General features: G+C 73.6%; 13 protein-coding genes. 3 read left to right on the top strand and 10 right to left on the bottom strand.

The window, feature by feature from the left end:
* Positions 1–24: 24 nt before the first annotated feature.
* Complete coding sequence (locus ACA361_RS11070) at positions 25–432, top strand: hypothetical protein (protein ID WP_375011757.1); 408 nt, start codon at positions 25–27, stop codon at positions 430–432.
* Between the two features lie 25 nt (positions 433–457).
* On the opposite strand, the gene glgX is transcribed toward ACA361_RS11070, so the two are convergent.
* The 10 genes from glgX to ACA361_RS11020 all read right to left on the bottom strand — a co-directional run bounded on the left by glgX (position 458) and on the right by ACA361_RS11020 (position 12,327).
* Positions 458–2,560: a glycogen debranching protein GlgX gene (gene glgX / locus ACA361_RS11065; RefSeq protein WP_375011756.1), complete on the bottom strand. Its 2,103-nt coding sequence runs from the start codon at positions 2,558–2,560 to the stop codon at positions 458–460.
* A 44-nt stretch (positions 2,561–2,604) separates the two neighbouring features.
* Entirely contained in the window at positions 2,605–3,090 is a 486-nt protein-coding gene (locus ACA361_RS11060) for an ATP-binding protein (RefSeq protein WP_375011755.1), read from the bottom strand.
* A 125-nt stretch (positions 3,091–3,215) separates the two neighbouring features.
* On the bottom strand, positions 3,216–3,737 hold the full coding sequence (locus tag ACA361_RS11055) for a GNAT family N-acetyltransferase (protein ID WP_375011754.1): 522 nt from the start codon (positions 3,735–3,737) through the stop codon (positions 3,216–3,218).
* A 10-nt stretch (positions 3,738–3,747) separates the two neighbouring features.
* On the bottom strand, positions 3,748–4,308 hold the full coding sequence (locus ACA361_RS11050; protein ID WP_375011753.1) for a DUF4262 domain-containing protein: 561 nt from the start codon (positions 4,306–4,308) through the stop codon (positions 3,748–3,750).
* A 102-nt stretch (positions 4,309–4,410) separates the two neighbouring features.
* Complete coding sequence (locus ACA361_RS11045) at positions 4,411–5,034, bottom strand: MSMEG_1061 family FMN-dependent PPOX-type flavoprotein (RefSeq protein WP_375011752.1); 624 nt, start codon at positions 5,032–5,034, stop codon at positions 4,411–4,413.
* Between the two features lie 47 nt (positions 5,035–5,081).
* On the bottom strand, positions 5,082–7,409 hold the full coding sequence (locus ACA361_RS11040; RefSeq protein WP_375011751.1) for an ATP-binding protein: 2,328 nt from the start codon (positions 7,407–7,409) through the stop codon (positions 5,082–5,084).
* An 80-nt stretch (positions 7,410–7,489) separates the two neighbouring features.
* Positions 7,490–8,407, bottom strand: a complete 918-nt coding sequence (locus ACA361_RS11035; protein WP_375011750.1) for a potassium-transporting ATPase subunit C — start codon at positions 8,405–8,407, stop codon at positions 7,490–7,492.
* 1 nt (position 8,408) lies between these two features.
* A complete protein-coding gene (kdpB, locus tag ACA361_RS11030) occupies positions 8,409–10,577 on the bottom strand; it encodes a potassium-transporting ATPase subunit KdpB (RefSeq protein WP_375011749.1) in 2,169 nt (722 codons plus the stop codon).
* Complete coding sequence (kdpA, locus tag ACA361_RS11025; RefSeq protein WP_375011748.1) at positions 10,577–12,238, bottom strand: potassium-transporting ATPase subunit KdpA; 1,662 nt, start codon at positions 12,236–12,238, stop codon at positions 10,577–10,579. Before kdpA ends, kdpB begins: the two co-directional genes overlap by 1 nt.
* Complete coding sequence (locus ACA361_RS11020) at positions 12,238–12,327, bottom strand: potassium-transporting ATPase subunit F (RefSeq protein WP_375011747.1); 90 nt, start codon at positions 12,325–12,327, stop codon at positions 12,238–12,240. The genes kdpA and ACA361_RS11020 overlap by 1 nt, the downstream gene beginning before the upstream one ends.
* A 351-nt stretch (positions 12,328–12,678) precedes the next feature.
* On the opposite strand from ACA361_RS11020, the gene ACA361_RS11015 reads away from it, so the two are divergent.
* Together ACA361_RS11015 and ACA361_RS11010 are read left to right on the top strand one after the other, a co-directional pair.
* Complete coding sequence (locus ACA361_RS11015) at positions 12,679–13,242, top strand: redoxin domain-containing protein (RefSeq protein WP_375011746.1); 564 nt, start codon at positions 12,679–12,681, stop codon at positions 13,240–13,242.
* Positions 13,242–14,069 carry a cytochrome c biogenesis CcdA family protein gene (locus tag ACA361_RS11010; protein WP_375011745.1) on the top strand — a complete coding sequence of 276 codons (828 nt, stop codon included), beginning with the start codon at positions 13,242–13,244 and terminating at the stop codon, positions 14,067–14,069. Before ACA361_RS11015 ends, ACA361_RS11010 begins: the two co-directional genes overlap by 1 nt.
* Positions 14,070–14,089: the final 20 nt, after the last annotated feature.

Here is a 14,089-nt window from a genome sequence, read left to right as displayed (position 1 = left end):
GAACTGCGCCGAAAGGAGCGGGGGGTGGAGTTCGCCGCACTCGGGGCCTGGCTGCTGGCGGCGGTCGCGGGCACGTACCTGATGGCGACCTGGATCACCGCCGGCGGGCTGCTCGGGCAGGCGACCAAGGTGACGCGCTACCCGGTCCTCGTCCTGGTCGGCCATCCCCTGGCGGCGGTCGCGGGCCTGCTGGTCTGGGTGGCGTACCTGGCGACCGGGCAGGCCGTGTACGCGTGGGGGGCCTTCGCGGCGCTGCTGGTCGTCATGCTGCAGGGGTTCGTGCTGTTCACGCGCTGGCTCGTCGGGCGGGGCGGGCGGCACGCCCGGGACGCCGGGCAGGAGTTCCCGGCCAAGGCCGTCATCCTGCACGGCGCGGTCGCGGCCGCGACGTTCGTGCTGGTCCTGCTGACCGCCGTGCGGGCCGGCGGGTAGGCGCCGGCCCGGCGGTGCTCCGCCGCTAGACGATCCGGCGGAGCACCGTCAGCGAGCGGCTCACCACCGTGACCTGGTCGCGCGCCTTGACGCGGGGCCGCTCGCCGACCGCGCGCGGGTCGGCGGTGTCCAGGGCGTACCCCCAGCGCTCGCCGTACTCCGGCCCGGGCAGCTCGAACCCGACCGGCTCCGAGTGGGCGTTGATCAGCAGCAGGAACGAGTCGTCCCGGATCCGCCGGCCGCGCGGATCGGGCTCGGTGATCGCGTCGCCGTTGAGGAAGACGCCCAGCGACTTCGCGAACCCGGCGTTCCAGTCGTGGTCGGTCATCGGCTCGCCGCCCGGCGTCAGCCAGGCGATGTCGGCGGGCGCGGCGCCCGGGGCGCCGCCGGTGAAGAAGCGGCGGCGCCGGAAGACGGGATGGTCGCGCCGCAGCCGCGACAGGACGCGGACGAACTCCAGGTCGCAGCCGCCCGTGTCCTCCCAGGAGACCCAGGCGATCTCGTTGTCCTGGCAGTAGGCGTTGTTGTTGCCGCCCTGCGTGCGGCCGAACTCGTCGCCGTGCGACAGCATCGGCACGCCCTGCGACAGGAACAGCGTGGCCAGGAAGTTGCGGCGCTGGCGCGCCCGCAGCGTCCGGACGTCGGTGTCGTCGGTCGGGCCCTCGGCGCCGCAGTTCCAGGACCGGTTGTCGTCGGTGCCGTCGCGGTTGCCCTCGCCGTTGGCCTCGTTGTGCTTGCCGTTGTACGCGACCAGGTCGGCGAGCGTGAAGCCGTCGTGGCAGGTCACGAAGTTGATCGACGCGAAGGGGCGGCGGGCGCTGTTCTCGTACAGGTCGCTGGATCCGGTCAGCCGGGACGCGAACTCCGGCAGCGTCGCCGGCCGGCCCCGCCAGTAGTCGCGGACGGTGTCGCGGTACTTGCCGTTCCACTCCGTCCACAGCGGCGGGAAGTTGCCGACCTGGTAGCCGCCCTCGCCCACGTCCCACGGCTCGGCGATCAGCTTCACCTGGGACACGACCGGGTCCTGCTGGACGAGGTCGAAGAACGCGGCCAGCCGGTCGACGTCGTGCAGCTCGCGCGCCAGCGCCGAGGCCAGGTCGAACCGGAACCCGTCGACGTGCATCTCCAGCACCCAGTACCGCAGCGAGTCCATGATCAGCTGGAGCGCGTGCGGGCTGCGCACGTTCAGCGAGTTGCCGCAGCCGGTGTAGTCGAGGTGGTAGCGCTTGTCGTCGTCGCGCAGCCGGTAGTACGAGTTGTTGTCGATGCCGCGGAACGACAGCGTCGGGCCCAGGTGGTCGCCCTCGGCGGTGTGGTTGTAGACCACGTCGAGGATCACCTCGATGCCGGCCGCGTGCAGCGCCCGCACCATCGCCTTGAACTCCAGCACCTGCTCGCCGCGCTGCCCCGACGAGCTGTAGGCGTTGTGCGGCGCCAGGAAGCCGAGGGTGTTGTAGCCCCAGTAGTTGGTCAGGCCGCGCGCGACCAGCGCGTGCTCGGGGACGTGCTGGTGCACCGGCATCAGCTCGACCGCCGTCACGCCCAGCTCGGTCAGATGGTCGATCATCACCGGATGGGCCAGCGCGGCGTACGTGCCGCGCTGCTCCTCGGGGATCGCCGGATGCAGCTTCGTCAGGCCCTTGACGTGCGCCTCGTAGATGAGGCTCTCGTGGTACGGCACGCGCGGCGGCCGGTCGTCGCCCCAGTCGAAGAACGGGTTGATCACCACGTTCTTCGGCATGTAGGCGGCGCTGTCGTCGTCGTTGAGCGCGTCGGGATCGGCGAACCGGTACGAGAACAGCGACTCGTGCCACCGGATCCCGCCCTCGACGGCCTTGGCGTACGGGTCGAGCAGCAGCTTGCTCGGGTTGCAGCGGTGCCCGTTCCGCGGCTCGTACGGGCCGTGCACGCGGTACCCGTACCGCTGGCCGGGCCCGACGCCGGGCAGGTAGCCGTGCCAGACGAACCCGTCGACCTCGGGCAGGACGACGCGCTCCTCGTTCCCTCCGGCGTCGAACAGGCACAGCTCAACGCGGTGCGCCACCTCGGAGAACAGTGCGAAGTTGGTCCCGGTGCCGTCCCACGTGGCTCCCAGGGGGTAGGCCTCGCCGGGCCAGACCTCCCGCATCTCTCCACCCCTCGGCTCGTCGCGCGCGAGCCTCCGATTTTCCCTTACCCATCGGGGCGGCGGGTCCCGCACCCGGAGATCGGCTCCTCACCTGGGCGGGCGAAGTCGGCCCACACGACCGTGTGCCGGTCCCGGCGTTCCGATCCCCAGCCCAGGCTCAGCGCCTCGACCACGTGCAGGCCGCGCCCGCTCTCCCCATTGTCGTCGGGCGCGCGCAGCCGCGGCGCACCGCCTCCCCCCTGGTCGGTGATCTCCAGCCGGACGACGCCGGCCCCCACCAGGAACGACACCGTCACGTGGCCGCCCCGGCGGTCGCCGGGACGGGGCCCCGACCGGGAGTGTCGCACGGCGTTGGTGAAGAGTTCGCTCGCCACGACGGTGAGCTCGTACAGATCGGGGAAGCCGGGGCCGAGGAGCGCCCGCGCGTACCGGCGGACGAGCGCGACGGCCTGCTCGGTGCCGGGGAAGACCACGGCGCCGAGGACGGTGAGGGGAAGCTCTGTCGGGACGCCTTCCGCACGCGACGCCATGCGCCTGCTCCTTCCCGCGAACGGGTCCTGGCCGTAAACCGGTCCACAGGGAGGTACGGGCGGATCGCCGGCCGGCGCCGTCTCCGGAAGGAGAAAACTCGGTGAACGCGGGGGATTTTTCGAGCTCAGTCGCCCCGCCGGTCGCTCCAGACCGCTTCGTCGCCCGCGTACCGGCCGGTGGGGGAGAGGCCGGCGCGGCGGGCCACGGCCGCGGAGGCGCGGTTGGCCGGGTGCACGTTGGCGGTGATCTCGCGGACGCCGTGCCCGGCGAGCCAGGACACCAGCGCCCGGGCGGCCTCGGTGGCGAAGCCGAAGCCCTGGTACGGCATCCCGACCACCCAGGCGACCGCGGCGCGCGGGCCCGCCTCGCCCGGGGTGACGGTGGCCTGGACGGTGCCGACCGCGCGGCCGTCGCGGCGCCGCCGGACGATCCAGTTGAGCCACTGCTCCTGGTGGAACGGCGCGGGCCCGGCGGCCAGCCGCGCGTACCGGGCGCGCAGCTCGTCCAGGGTGAGGGGCTCGCCGCCGGTGTAGCGGTGCAGCCGGGGATCGCCGAGCACGTCGGCCATCTCGTCGGCGTGGTGGGCGCCGAGCGGCTCCAGCGTGAGGCGCCGGGTCTGGATGGCCTCGGTGATCGGTACGGGCATCCGCCCGACTCTACGCCGGGGCGGCGAGGCGCTGCGTCCAGACGCCGTCGGGATGCTGCCGGGGGTTCAGCCACAGCCACGGCTGGGAGCGCCGGAAGGGCAGTTCGGTGCCGGGCTGCCACGGGTAGAGGCCGTTCTGGTCGGGCCACACGACCTGGAGGAACGGCAGCGGCCGGCCGCGGTAGAACGCCACCGCCCCGTGGAAGGCGCGCTCGTGCCAGCCGGGGTCGACGCCGCGGAACGCGGCGGGCCGGCCGCGCACGACGTCGTCGCGGCGCTCGCCGTCGGCTGGCGGCCCGGTCCGGCCGGCCTCCCGCCCGAGCGCGTTGAGGATCTCCTCCATCTCGTACACGTCGCCGCCGAACATCGCCAGCTCGGGGGAGCGCAGGCTGTGCCAGAGCCCGACGGTGTACGCCCAGCCGGGGCCGTCGCCGACCGGGGGGACCAGCACCATGCTCCAGCCGTACTGGCTGATGTGCACGATGGTGCGCAGCTGGAAGTTGTCCAGCCGGCCGCGATCTCCGTAGTCGCGGCAGATGATGCACTCGCAAGCGGGGCGGCCCTCGGACATGACCGCCAGCTTACGGCCAGTTGATCGCTTAACGAGAGTGATCCGGCGCCCGCGTGCACGTGCGTTTGCCTTGTGCAGGCCGTTGCCGGGCGCCGCGGACGGTCAGGTGCCCGCCGGGAGCGCCGCCGCCCGCTCCCGCTCCACCGCCGCCCTGCGCGCCTCGATCATCTCCTTCAGCGAGGGCGCGCCCTCGGGACCGAGCCACTCCGCCGGCTTCCAGGCGTTGGAGAACGTCAGCGAGCGCGGGCAGTGCAGGTACACCTCCTCCGGCTCGACCAGCAGCGCGGAGACCGGCGGCTTCCCGTCCACCCGGAGGCGGTCGAGCAGCTCCGGCCGCATGCTGATCCGGGCCCGGCCGTTCACCCGCATCGTCTCCGCGCGGCCCGGGACGAGGAACAGCGCCCCGACGCGGCCGGTCTCGGCGACGTTCAGCAGCGTGTCGATGCGCCGGTTGCCCGCCAGGTCCGGCAGCGCGATCAGCCGCTCGCCGAGGACCCGCACGAAACCGGGCGCGCCGCCGCGCGGGGTGACGTCCATCCGGCCGTCCCGGCCACGGCTGCCGATCATGACCAGGGAGGCGGCGCCGATGAAGCGCGCCATCGTCGCGTCGACATGGTCGGCGACCTTGTCGATCACGATCTGGGACGGCTCGCCGTAGGCCGCCCGGAGCCGTTCGGCCGAGTCGACGGCATCGTGCTCGTAGTCGGACAGCGACTCGTTCGGCATGGGGGCTCCCTTGGACGGGCCGGGCGCGCGGCGGGGCTAATTGATCTTTAGGTTAGCCTCACCTCAGCAGCCCCCGGCCCGGCGGCCACCAGCGGCATCGAGACGATCATGGTGAGGCCGCCGCCGGGCGTCTCCTCCGTCGTCAGCGTGCCGCCCATCGCCTCGGTGAGCCCGCGGGCCAGGGCCGGCCCGAGCCCGGCGCCGGTGCGGTCGTCGCGGTCGCCGAGCCGCTGGAACGGCTCGAAGACGCGGTCCCGGTCGGCGGGCGGGATGCCCGGGCCGCGGTCGACGACGCGCAGCTCCAGCCGGTCGCCGTGCGCGCTGGCGGTGACCAGCACCGGCGCGCCCGGCGGGTTGAGGCGCGCGGCGCTGGCGACGAGGTTCGCCAGGACGCGTTCCAGCAGCATCGGGTCCGCGACCATCTCCGGCAGCCCGTCCGGGACGCGGATCTCGGCGTCGGCGTCCCCGACCGCGCGCGGCACCACGTCCTCGGCGGCGGCCAGCGGCCGGACCCGCCCGGCGGTCTCGGCGAGCCGCTGGTGCCGCAGCGCGACGGCGGCCTGCGCCGCGAACGCCTCCAGCACCCGCCGGTCGGCGGCCGGCAGCGGGCGGCCGCGCAGCACCAGGGCGAGCGCGCCCTCGTCGACGAGGACGTCGGTCTCGCCCGCGTCCGGGCTGGTGCACGGCCGGGACCCGGCGGTGGCGACGATCGTCCACGCCCGCGGGTCGCGCAGGCCGCCGGGCGCCGCCGGGACGCGCGGGTTTCGTTCCAGCAGCGTCACCGCGTCCAGCGCGTACGTCTCGCGGAGCCGCTCGATGATGCCGGTGAGCGGCCGCCGCGCGCCCATCGGGGCGTCGCCGCGCAGGATGTCGCCGGCGAGCGTGGACAGGATCTCCGCGTCGGCGCGGGCCCGCGCCGCCTCCCTGCCGCGCCGCGCGGTGACGTCCACGATCGTGCTGACCGTGATGCCGACGACGACGAACACCACCAGCTGGAAGAACGCCTCGGGCGCGTGCACGGTGAACTCGTGGACCGGCGGGGTGAAGTGGTAGTTCAGCAGCAGCGACCCGGCGATGGCCGCGAACAGGGCCGGGTAGAGGCCGCCGATCAGCGCGACGCCGATCACCGCCGCCTGGAAGAACAGGATGTCGCTGGACAGCGTGATCTGGCCGCGCGCCTCGGTCAGGGCGAACGTCAGCAGCGGCAGCCCGAGCGCGGCGGCGGCGAACCCGGCGCCGCGCCGCTTCGCCGGCACGCCCCACGCCGCCCGCAGCGCCTTCCAGCGGCGCCCCTGGCCGGTCTCCTCGTGGGTGACCAGGTGGACGTCGATGGAGCCGGACCGCGCGGTCGTGGTGACGCCGACGCCGCGCGAGAACAGCTGCGCCGCGCGGCCCCGGCGGGACGCGCCGAGCACCAGCTGGGTGGCGTTGACGCCGGCCGCGAAGTCGAGCAGGGCGTCGGGGACGCTGCCGCCGACGACCTGGTGGTAGCTGCCGCCCAGATGCTCCACCAGCGCGCGCTGCCGGGTGAGGTGGGCGGGCGCGGCGCCGGTCAGGCCGTCGCTGCGGGTGACGTGCACCGCCAGCAGGTCGGTGCCCTTGGTGCGGTCGGCGATGCGCGCCGCCCGGCGGATCAGCGTGTCGCCCTCGGGGCCGCCGGTCAGCGCGACGACGACGCGCTCGCGGGCCTCCCACGTACCGCGGATGTCGTGGTCGGCGCGGTACCGGCCGAGCTGGTCGTCGACCTTGCCGGCCAGCCACAGCAGCGCCAGCTCGCGCAGCGCGGTGAGGTTGCCGACGCGGAAGTAGTTGCCGAGCGCGGCGTCCACCTTGTCGGGCGCGTAGACGTTGCCGTGCGCCATCCGCCGCCGCAGCGCCTGCGGGGTCATGTCGATCAGCTCGATCTGGTCGGCCCGCCGCACCACCTCGTCCGGCACGGTCTCGCGCTGCGGCACGCCGGTGATCCGCTCGACGACGTCGTTGAGGGAGTCCAGGTGCTGGACGTTCACGGTCGACACCACGTCGATGCCGGCGGCGAGGATCTCCTCGACGTCCTGCCAGCGCTTCTCGTTGCCGGCGCCCGGCACGTTGGTGTGCGCCAGCTCGTCGACCAGCGCGACCCGCGGCGCCCGCGCGATGACGGCCGCGACGTCCAGCTCGGTGAACTCGGCGCCGCGGTGCCGCAGCGTCCGGCGCGGCACGGCCTCCAGGCCGTCGAGCAGCGCGGCCGTGCGGGGCCGCCCGTGGGTCTCGACGAGGCCCACGACCACGTCGGTGCCGCGCTGCCCGCGGCGCGCGCCCTCGGCGAGCATCGCGTACGTCTTGCCGACCCCGGGCGCCGCGCCCAGGTAGATGCGGAGGCTCCCGCGTCCCATCGTGCCTTCCTGTCGTGTGTCGCCGCGGCGGGCCGCCCGGCCGTCCGGCCGTCCAGGGCCGGCGGTCCGCCGCGCCCGCGTCAGCCGCGGTACGGGTGCGCCTCGTCGAGGGCGAGGTTGAGCTCCAGCACGTTGACCGCCGGCTCGCCCATGAACCCGAGCGCTCGCCCGGCCTCGGCGTCCCCGATCGCCTGTTCCACCTGCTCCACGGGGACGCCGCGCGCCTTGGCGACCCGCGCGGCCTGGAGATCGGCGTACGCGCGGGAGATGTGCGGATCCAGCCCGCTGCCGCTCGCCGTGACGGCGTCGGCGGGCACCGCGGGCTCGTCCGGCGCGCCGCCCTTCACGGGGACGACCAGGCCCTCGGCGTAGTCCTCGCCGTACCTGGCGAGCTCGACCCGCACGCCCCGGTACGCGGCGACGAACGGCGCCTTCACCACGCCCTGCTGCTCATTAAGGCTGACCACCCGGACCGGGCGCGGTACGGAGCCGTCCGCCGCGCGCTCGCCGAACACCGCGAGGACGGCCCCGGTCCCGCCGGGGGTGCAGTACGGGCGGCGCCCGTCCACGCCCTCCAGCGCGCCGGCGTCGCGGCTGCGCTCGCACACCTGGGTGAGCAGGCTCTTGCGGGCGTTCCCGTCCTCCCTGCCGGCGGCGGTGAGCGACGGGTCGGGCAGGGTGTCGACGACGTCCTCGGGGCCGAGGTTGCTCGCGCCGGTGGAGGTGGGGTCGTAGCCGTCGCCGGCGTTGGACGGGCGGCTCTGGAAGTACTGCCGGAGCGGCGCGCCGTCCCGGTCGGTGAACGGCTGGCCGATGAGCGAGCTGCCGACGACGCGGCCGTTCCGCTCGACGAGGGACCCGTCGGCGCGGTCGCTCAGCCCCGGCAGCCGGCCGGCCGCGAAGACGGCCAGCGGGTACAGGACGCCGAGCAGGACGGTGAGGACCAGCAGCGCGCGGAGCGCGGCCAGGTGCTGTCGGATCCAGCTTGGTGCGTGCATGTCAGGACATCCCCGGAAGGAACTGGACGATGAGGTCGATGAGCTTGATGCCGACGAACGGGGCCACGAGCCCGCCCAGCCCGTAGACGCGCAGGTTGCGCGACAGGAGCCTGGACGCGCCGCCCGGCGTGTACCGCACGCCGCGCAGGGCCAGCGGGATGAGCGCGACGATGACCAGCGCGTTGAAGATCACCGCCGAGAGGATCGCCGACTGCGGGCTGTGCAGGCGCATGATGTTGAGCGCGTCCAGCCCGGGGAACAGCCCCATGAACATCGCCGGGATGATCGCGAAGTACTTGGCGATGTCGTTGGCGATCGAGAACGTGGTGAGCGCGCCGCGCGTGATCAGCAGCTGCTTGCCGATCTGCACGACCTCGATGAGCTTGGTGGGGTCGGAGTCGAGGTCCACCATGTTCCCGGCCTCCTTGGCGGCCGAGGTGCCGGTGTTCATCGCGACGCCGACGTCCGCCTGGGCGAGGGCCGGGGCGTCGTTGGTGCCGTCCCCGGTCATCGCGACCAGCCGGCCGCCCTCCTGCTCCTTCCGGATGAGCGCGAGCTTGTCCTCCGGCCTGGCCTCCGCGAGGAAGTCGTCCACCCCGGCCTCGTCGGCGATGGCCCTGGCGGTGAGCGGGTTGTCACCGGTGATCATGACGGTGCGGATGCCCATCCGGCGCATCTCGGCGAACCGCTCCCGCATCCCGTCCTTGACGACGTCCTTGAGGTGGATGACGCCCAGCACGCGGGCGGTGCCGCCCGTCACCTCGCCCACCACCAGCGGCGTGCCGCCGGACGCGGAGACGCCGTCGACGATCCGGCCGAGTCCGGGGGAGACGTCCCCGCCCCGCGCGCGGACCCAGTCGGCCACCGCGGTCGCGGCGCCCTTGCGCAGTCGCCGCCGGCCGCCGTCCCCGGCCAGGTCGACGCCGCTCATCCGGGTCTGCGCGGAGAACGGCACCCACGTCGCCTGCGCCAGCTCGCCGGGGGTGCGCTCGCGCAGGCCGTGCCCGCGCTTGGCGAGGACGACGACCGAGCGGCCCTCCGGGGTCTCGTCGGCCAGGCTGGACAGCTGCGCGGCGTCCGCCAGCTCCGCCTCGCTCACCCCGTCCGCCGGGATGAACGCGGCGGCCTGCCGGTCGCCGAGCGTGATCGTTCCGGTCTTGTCCAGCAGCAGCGTGCCGACGTCGCCGGCCGCCTCGACCGCGCGGCCGCTCATGGCGAGCACGTTGCGCTGGACGAGCCGGTCCATGCCGGCGATGCCGATCGCCGACAGCAGCGCCCCGATCGTGGTCGGGATCAGGCACACCAGCAGCGACACCAGCACGATCCCGGTGACGCCGTTCCCGTCGAGGGCGGGCGAGTCCGGCACGCCCGGGAGGCTGTTCTTGGAGTAGACCGCCAGCGGCTGCAGCGTCGCCACCGCCAGCAGGAACACGATCGTCAGCGCGGCCAGCAGGATGTTCAGCGCGATCTCGTTGGGGGTCTTGCGCCGGTCGGCGCCCTCCACCAGCGCGATCATGCGGTCGATGAACGACGCGCCCGGCCGCTGCGTGATCCTCACGACGATCCGGTCCGACAGCACCTTCGTGCCGCCGGTGACGGCCGAGCGGTCGCCGCCCGACTCCCGGATGACCGGGGCGGACTCGCCGGTGATCGCGGACTCGTCCACGCTGGCGATGCCCTCGACCACGTCGCCGTCACCGGGGATGATCTCGCCGGCCTCGACCACGACATGGTCGCCCCGCTCCAGCTCCGGCGCGCCGACGCGCTCCTCCCGGACGGCGGCGCCGCCGGGCGCCCAGCCGAGCAGGCGGCGGGCCACGGCGTCCGCCTTGGCCTTGCGGAGCGCGTCCGCCTGCGCCTTGCCGCGCCCCTCGGCGACGGCCTCGGCCAGGTTGGCGAACAGCACGGTCAGCCACAGCCAGCCGACGATGAGCCAGCCGAACACGCTCGGGTCGAGCACCGCGAGCACGGTGGTCCACACGGCGCCGACCTCGACGATCAGCATCACCGGGTTGCGCCACAGCGTGCGCGGGTCCAGCTTGCGGAACGCGTCGGGCAGCGACCGCACGAGTTGCCTCGGGTCCAGGAGGCCGCCCTGGACCCTGCCGCCGCCCCTGCCCGCCGGCGCGGGCGGCTCTGCCTGCCTTCCTGGAACGGTCTGGACGGCCATCAGCCGATCCCTTCGGCCAGCGGCCCGAGCGCGAGCGCCGGCAGGAACGTGAGAGCGACGAGGACGACGGTCACCCCGGCGACCATGCCGACGAACTGCGGCCGGTGCGTGGGCAGCGTGCCCGCCGACTCGGGCGTGCGCGCCTGGCGGGCCAGCGAGCCGGCCAGCGCGAGCACGAAGATGATCGGGACGAACCGGCCGAGCGCCATGCACAGCCCGAGCGCGGTGTCGTAGAAGACCGTGTTCACCGTCAGGCCGGCGAACGCCGACCCGTTGTTGTTGGACGCGGACGTGAAGGCGTACAAGACCTCGCTCAGCCCGTGCGGGCCGCTGTTCAGCATGCCCTCGCGGCCGCTCTCGGTCGCCATCGCCACGGCCGTCCCGGCCAGCACCAGGACCGGCATCACCAGGAAGTACAGCGCGGCGAACTTGATCTCGCGGGCGCCGATCCGCTTGCCGAGGTACTCGGGGGTGCGGCCGACCATCAGCCCGGCCACGAACACCGTGATGACGGCCAGGACCAGCATCCCGTACAGGCCGGCGCCCACGCCGCCGGGCGCCACCTCGCCCAGCATCATGTTGACCATCGTCATCATGCCGCCGAGGGCGGTGTAGGAGTCGTGGAAGGAGTTCACGGCTCCGGTGGAGGTCAGCGTCGTGGCCGCGGCGAACGTCGCGGAGTCGGCCACGCCGAACCGCGACTCGACGCCCTCCATCGCCGCGCCCGCGGCGGCCGGGACCGTGCCGTGGCCCATCAGCTGGAACGTGGTGGTCAGCGCGACGCTGATGACCGCGATGGTCGCCATGACGGCGGCGATCGCGTACCCCTGCCGGTTCTGCCCGACCATCCGGCCGAACGTGCGCGGCATGGCGAACGGGATCACCAGGATGAGAAAGATCTCCAGCCAGTTCGTCCAGGACGCGGCGTTCTCGAACGGGTGCGAGGAGTTCGCGTTGTAGAACCCGCCGCCGTTGGTGCCCAGTTCCTTGATGGCCTCCTGGCCGGCCACGGGCCCGCCGGTGATGGTCTGCGAGCCCCCGGTCAGCGTGCTCGCGGTGGTGCCGCCGTCGAAGTTCTGCACCAGGCCGCCGGCGATCAGCGCGATCGCGGCGGCGAAGGCGATCGGCAGCAGGATCCGGATCGAGCCGCGCGTCAGGTCGACCCAGAAGTTGCCGAGGTGCTCGGTCCTCGCGCGGGCGAACCCGCGCACCAGCGCGATCGCCACCGCCATGCCGACCGCTGCCGACACGAAGTTCTGGACGGCCAGCCCCGCCATCTGCACCAGGTGGCCCATGGTCGACTCGCCCGGGTACGACTGCCAGTTGGTGTTGGTGACGAAGCTGACCGCGGTGTTCCATGCCTGGTCCGGCTTGACCGGGTCCATGCCCAGGCTCAGCAGCAGGTGCTGCTGGACGCGCTGGAAGGCGTACAGGAACAGGATCCCGACCACCGAGAACGCCAGCACGCCGCGGGCGTAGGAGCCCCAGGTCTGCTCGTTCTCCGGGCCGGCCCCGATCAGCCGGTACACGGCGCGTTCGGCGCGCGTGTGGGAGGTACCGCTGTAGACGCGGTACATGTAGTCGCCCAGCGGCCGGTACGCGGCGGCCACGGCGAGCGCGAGGGACCCGATGAACAGGATCCCCGCGACGGTCGTGCTCACTAGAAACGCTCCGGAAGTACGAGGGCGATGACGAGGAAGACGATCAGCAGCACGGCCAGCACGAGGCCGGCGATGTTCTCGGCGCTCACAGCCGCTCCACGCCCTTCACCAGCAGGCCGAGCGCGACGAAGATCGCCACGGTCAGCAGGATGAACGCCACGTCGCTCATGGTCGGTCGGTCACCTCTGTGTCGGATTCATGGCTGTACGTTCTGGGCCCGTCTGGGAGTAAAGCGCGGATTCGAGGGGGTTCCGCGGTTCGTTGACGCGTTCTTGACGCCGGCCGCGCCGGTCTTGACGCCGTCCTGACACCGCGACCTCCCGCACCCCCGAAAGAGCGCCGTCCGACGACCCGGACAAGGCCCTCGGCCGTCCGCGGCGGCCCCGGACGTCACCGGCCTGTAAGATCTCGCGGCCGTTTCCCGGTCTAGTGTCGGCGCCATGAGAAGGCACATCGCCGCGCTCGCCGTGGCCGCCCTGTCCGCCGCCGCGTGCGGTGGCGGTGGCGGCACGGCCGCGGGATCCGACCCCGCCGCACCGTCCGCCCCCGCGACCGCGCCGGCCGTTCCCACCGCGTCCGCGAACGGCGCGAAGGTGGCCGGACCGCTGAAGTTCACGGGGACGACGCTGGACGGCAGGCAGTACGACGGTGCCGCGCTCGCGGGGAAGCCGGTGGTGTTCTGGTTCTGGGCGCCGTGGTGCCCCAAGTGCCAGGGCGAGGGCCCGGCCGTGGCGAAGAGCGCCGCGAAGTACGGGGACGAGGTCGCCTTCGTCGGCGTCGCCGGGCTCGACAAGAGCAAGGCGCAGATGGACCGGTTCGTCCGCCGGACGGGCACGACCGGGCTGATCCACCTCGACGACCGCGACGGCGCCCTCTACCGGCACTTCAAGGTGACCTCGCAGTCCTCGTACGTCTTCGTGGACCCGTCCGGCGCGAGCCACCGGGCCACCGGGCCGCTCGGCGAGGCGGAGCTGTCGAGGCTCGTCGCCGCCCACGCGAAGTAGTGGACGGCGTCGCGCTCGCCCTGGCGGCCGGGCTGGTCGCCGCGTTCAACCCGTGCGGGTTCGCCCTGCTCCCGTCCTACCTGGCGCTGCTGATCGCCGGGCCGGGCGGGGTCTGGCGGGCGCTGCGCCTGGCGGCCGCCATGACGGCCGGGTTCGTCACCGTGTTCGGCGCGTTCGGCGTCGTGATCTCGCTGGCGACGGCGCCCATCCAGGAGCACCTGCCGTGGGCGACGATCATCATCGGCGCCGCCCTGCTGGTCCTCGGCGGCTGGCTGCTGTCCGGCCGCGAGCTCCTCGTCCGCGTGCCGCGGCTGAACGCGGGCGGCCCGGCCGGCTCGTTCGCCGCGCTGTACGGCTACGGGGCGTCCTACGCGGTGGCATCGCTGTCCTGCACGATCGCCCCGTTCCTGGCCGTCACCGGGCTCGTCTCCGGAGGCGGCGGCGTCCTGCGGGGGATGGCGGCGTTCGTGGCGTACGCGCTGGGCATGGGCCTGGTCGTCGGCCTGCTGTCGATGCTCGTCGCCCTGACGCGGGAGGGCGCCGTGCACCGCATGCGCCGCGTCCTGCCGCACGTCTCCCGCGCCAGCGGCGGGCTGCTGGTGCTCGCCGGCCTCTACATCGCCTATTACGGCTGGTACGAGCTGCGCGTCCTCGCCGGGGCCGCCGCCGACGACCCGGTCGTCGGCGCGGTCACCGGCGTCCAGGGCAGGGTCACCGGCTGGCTGGACGCCGTGGGCGTCCTGCCCGTGACCGCCGCTTTCGCGGCCGTCGCCCTCCTGGTCGTGCTCCGCGCGCGGCGCCGGACGAAAAACAAGTTGCCCCAATAGGACGCTTTCCCGTTTCCTAA

The sequence above is a fragment of the Actinomadura sp. 21ATH genome, assembly GCF_041951345.1.
Classification (GTDB): Bacteria; Actinomycetota; Actinomycetes; order Streptosporangiales; family Streptosporangiaceae; genus Spirillospora.
This window is presented reverse-complemented; position numbering and strand designations above follow the sequence as displayed.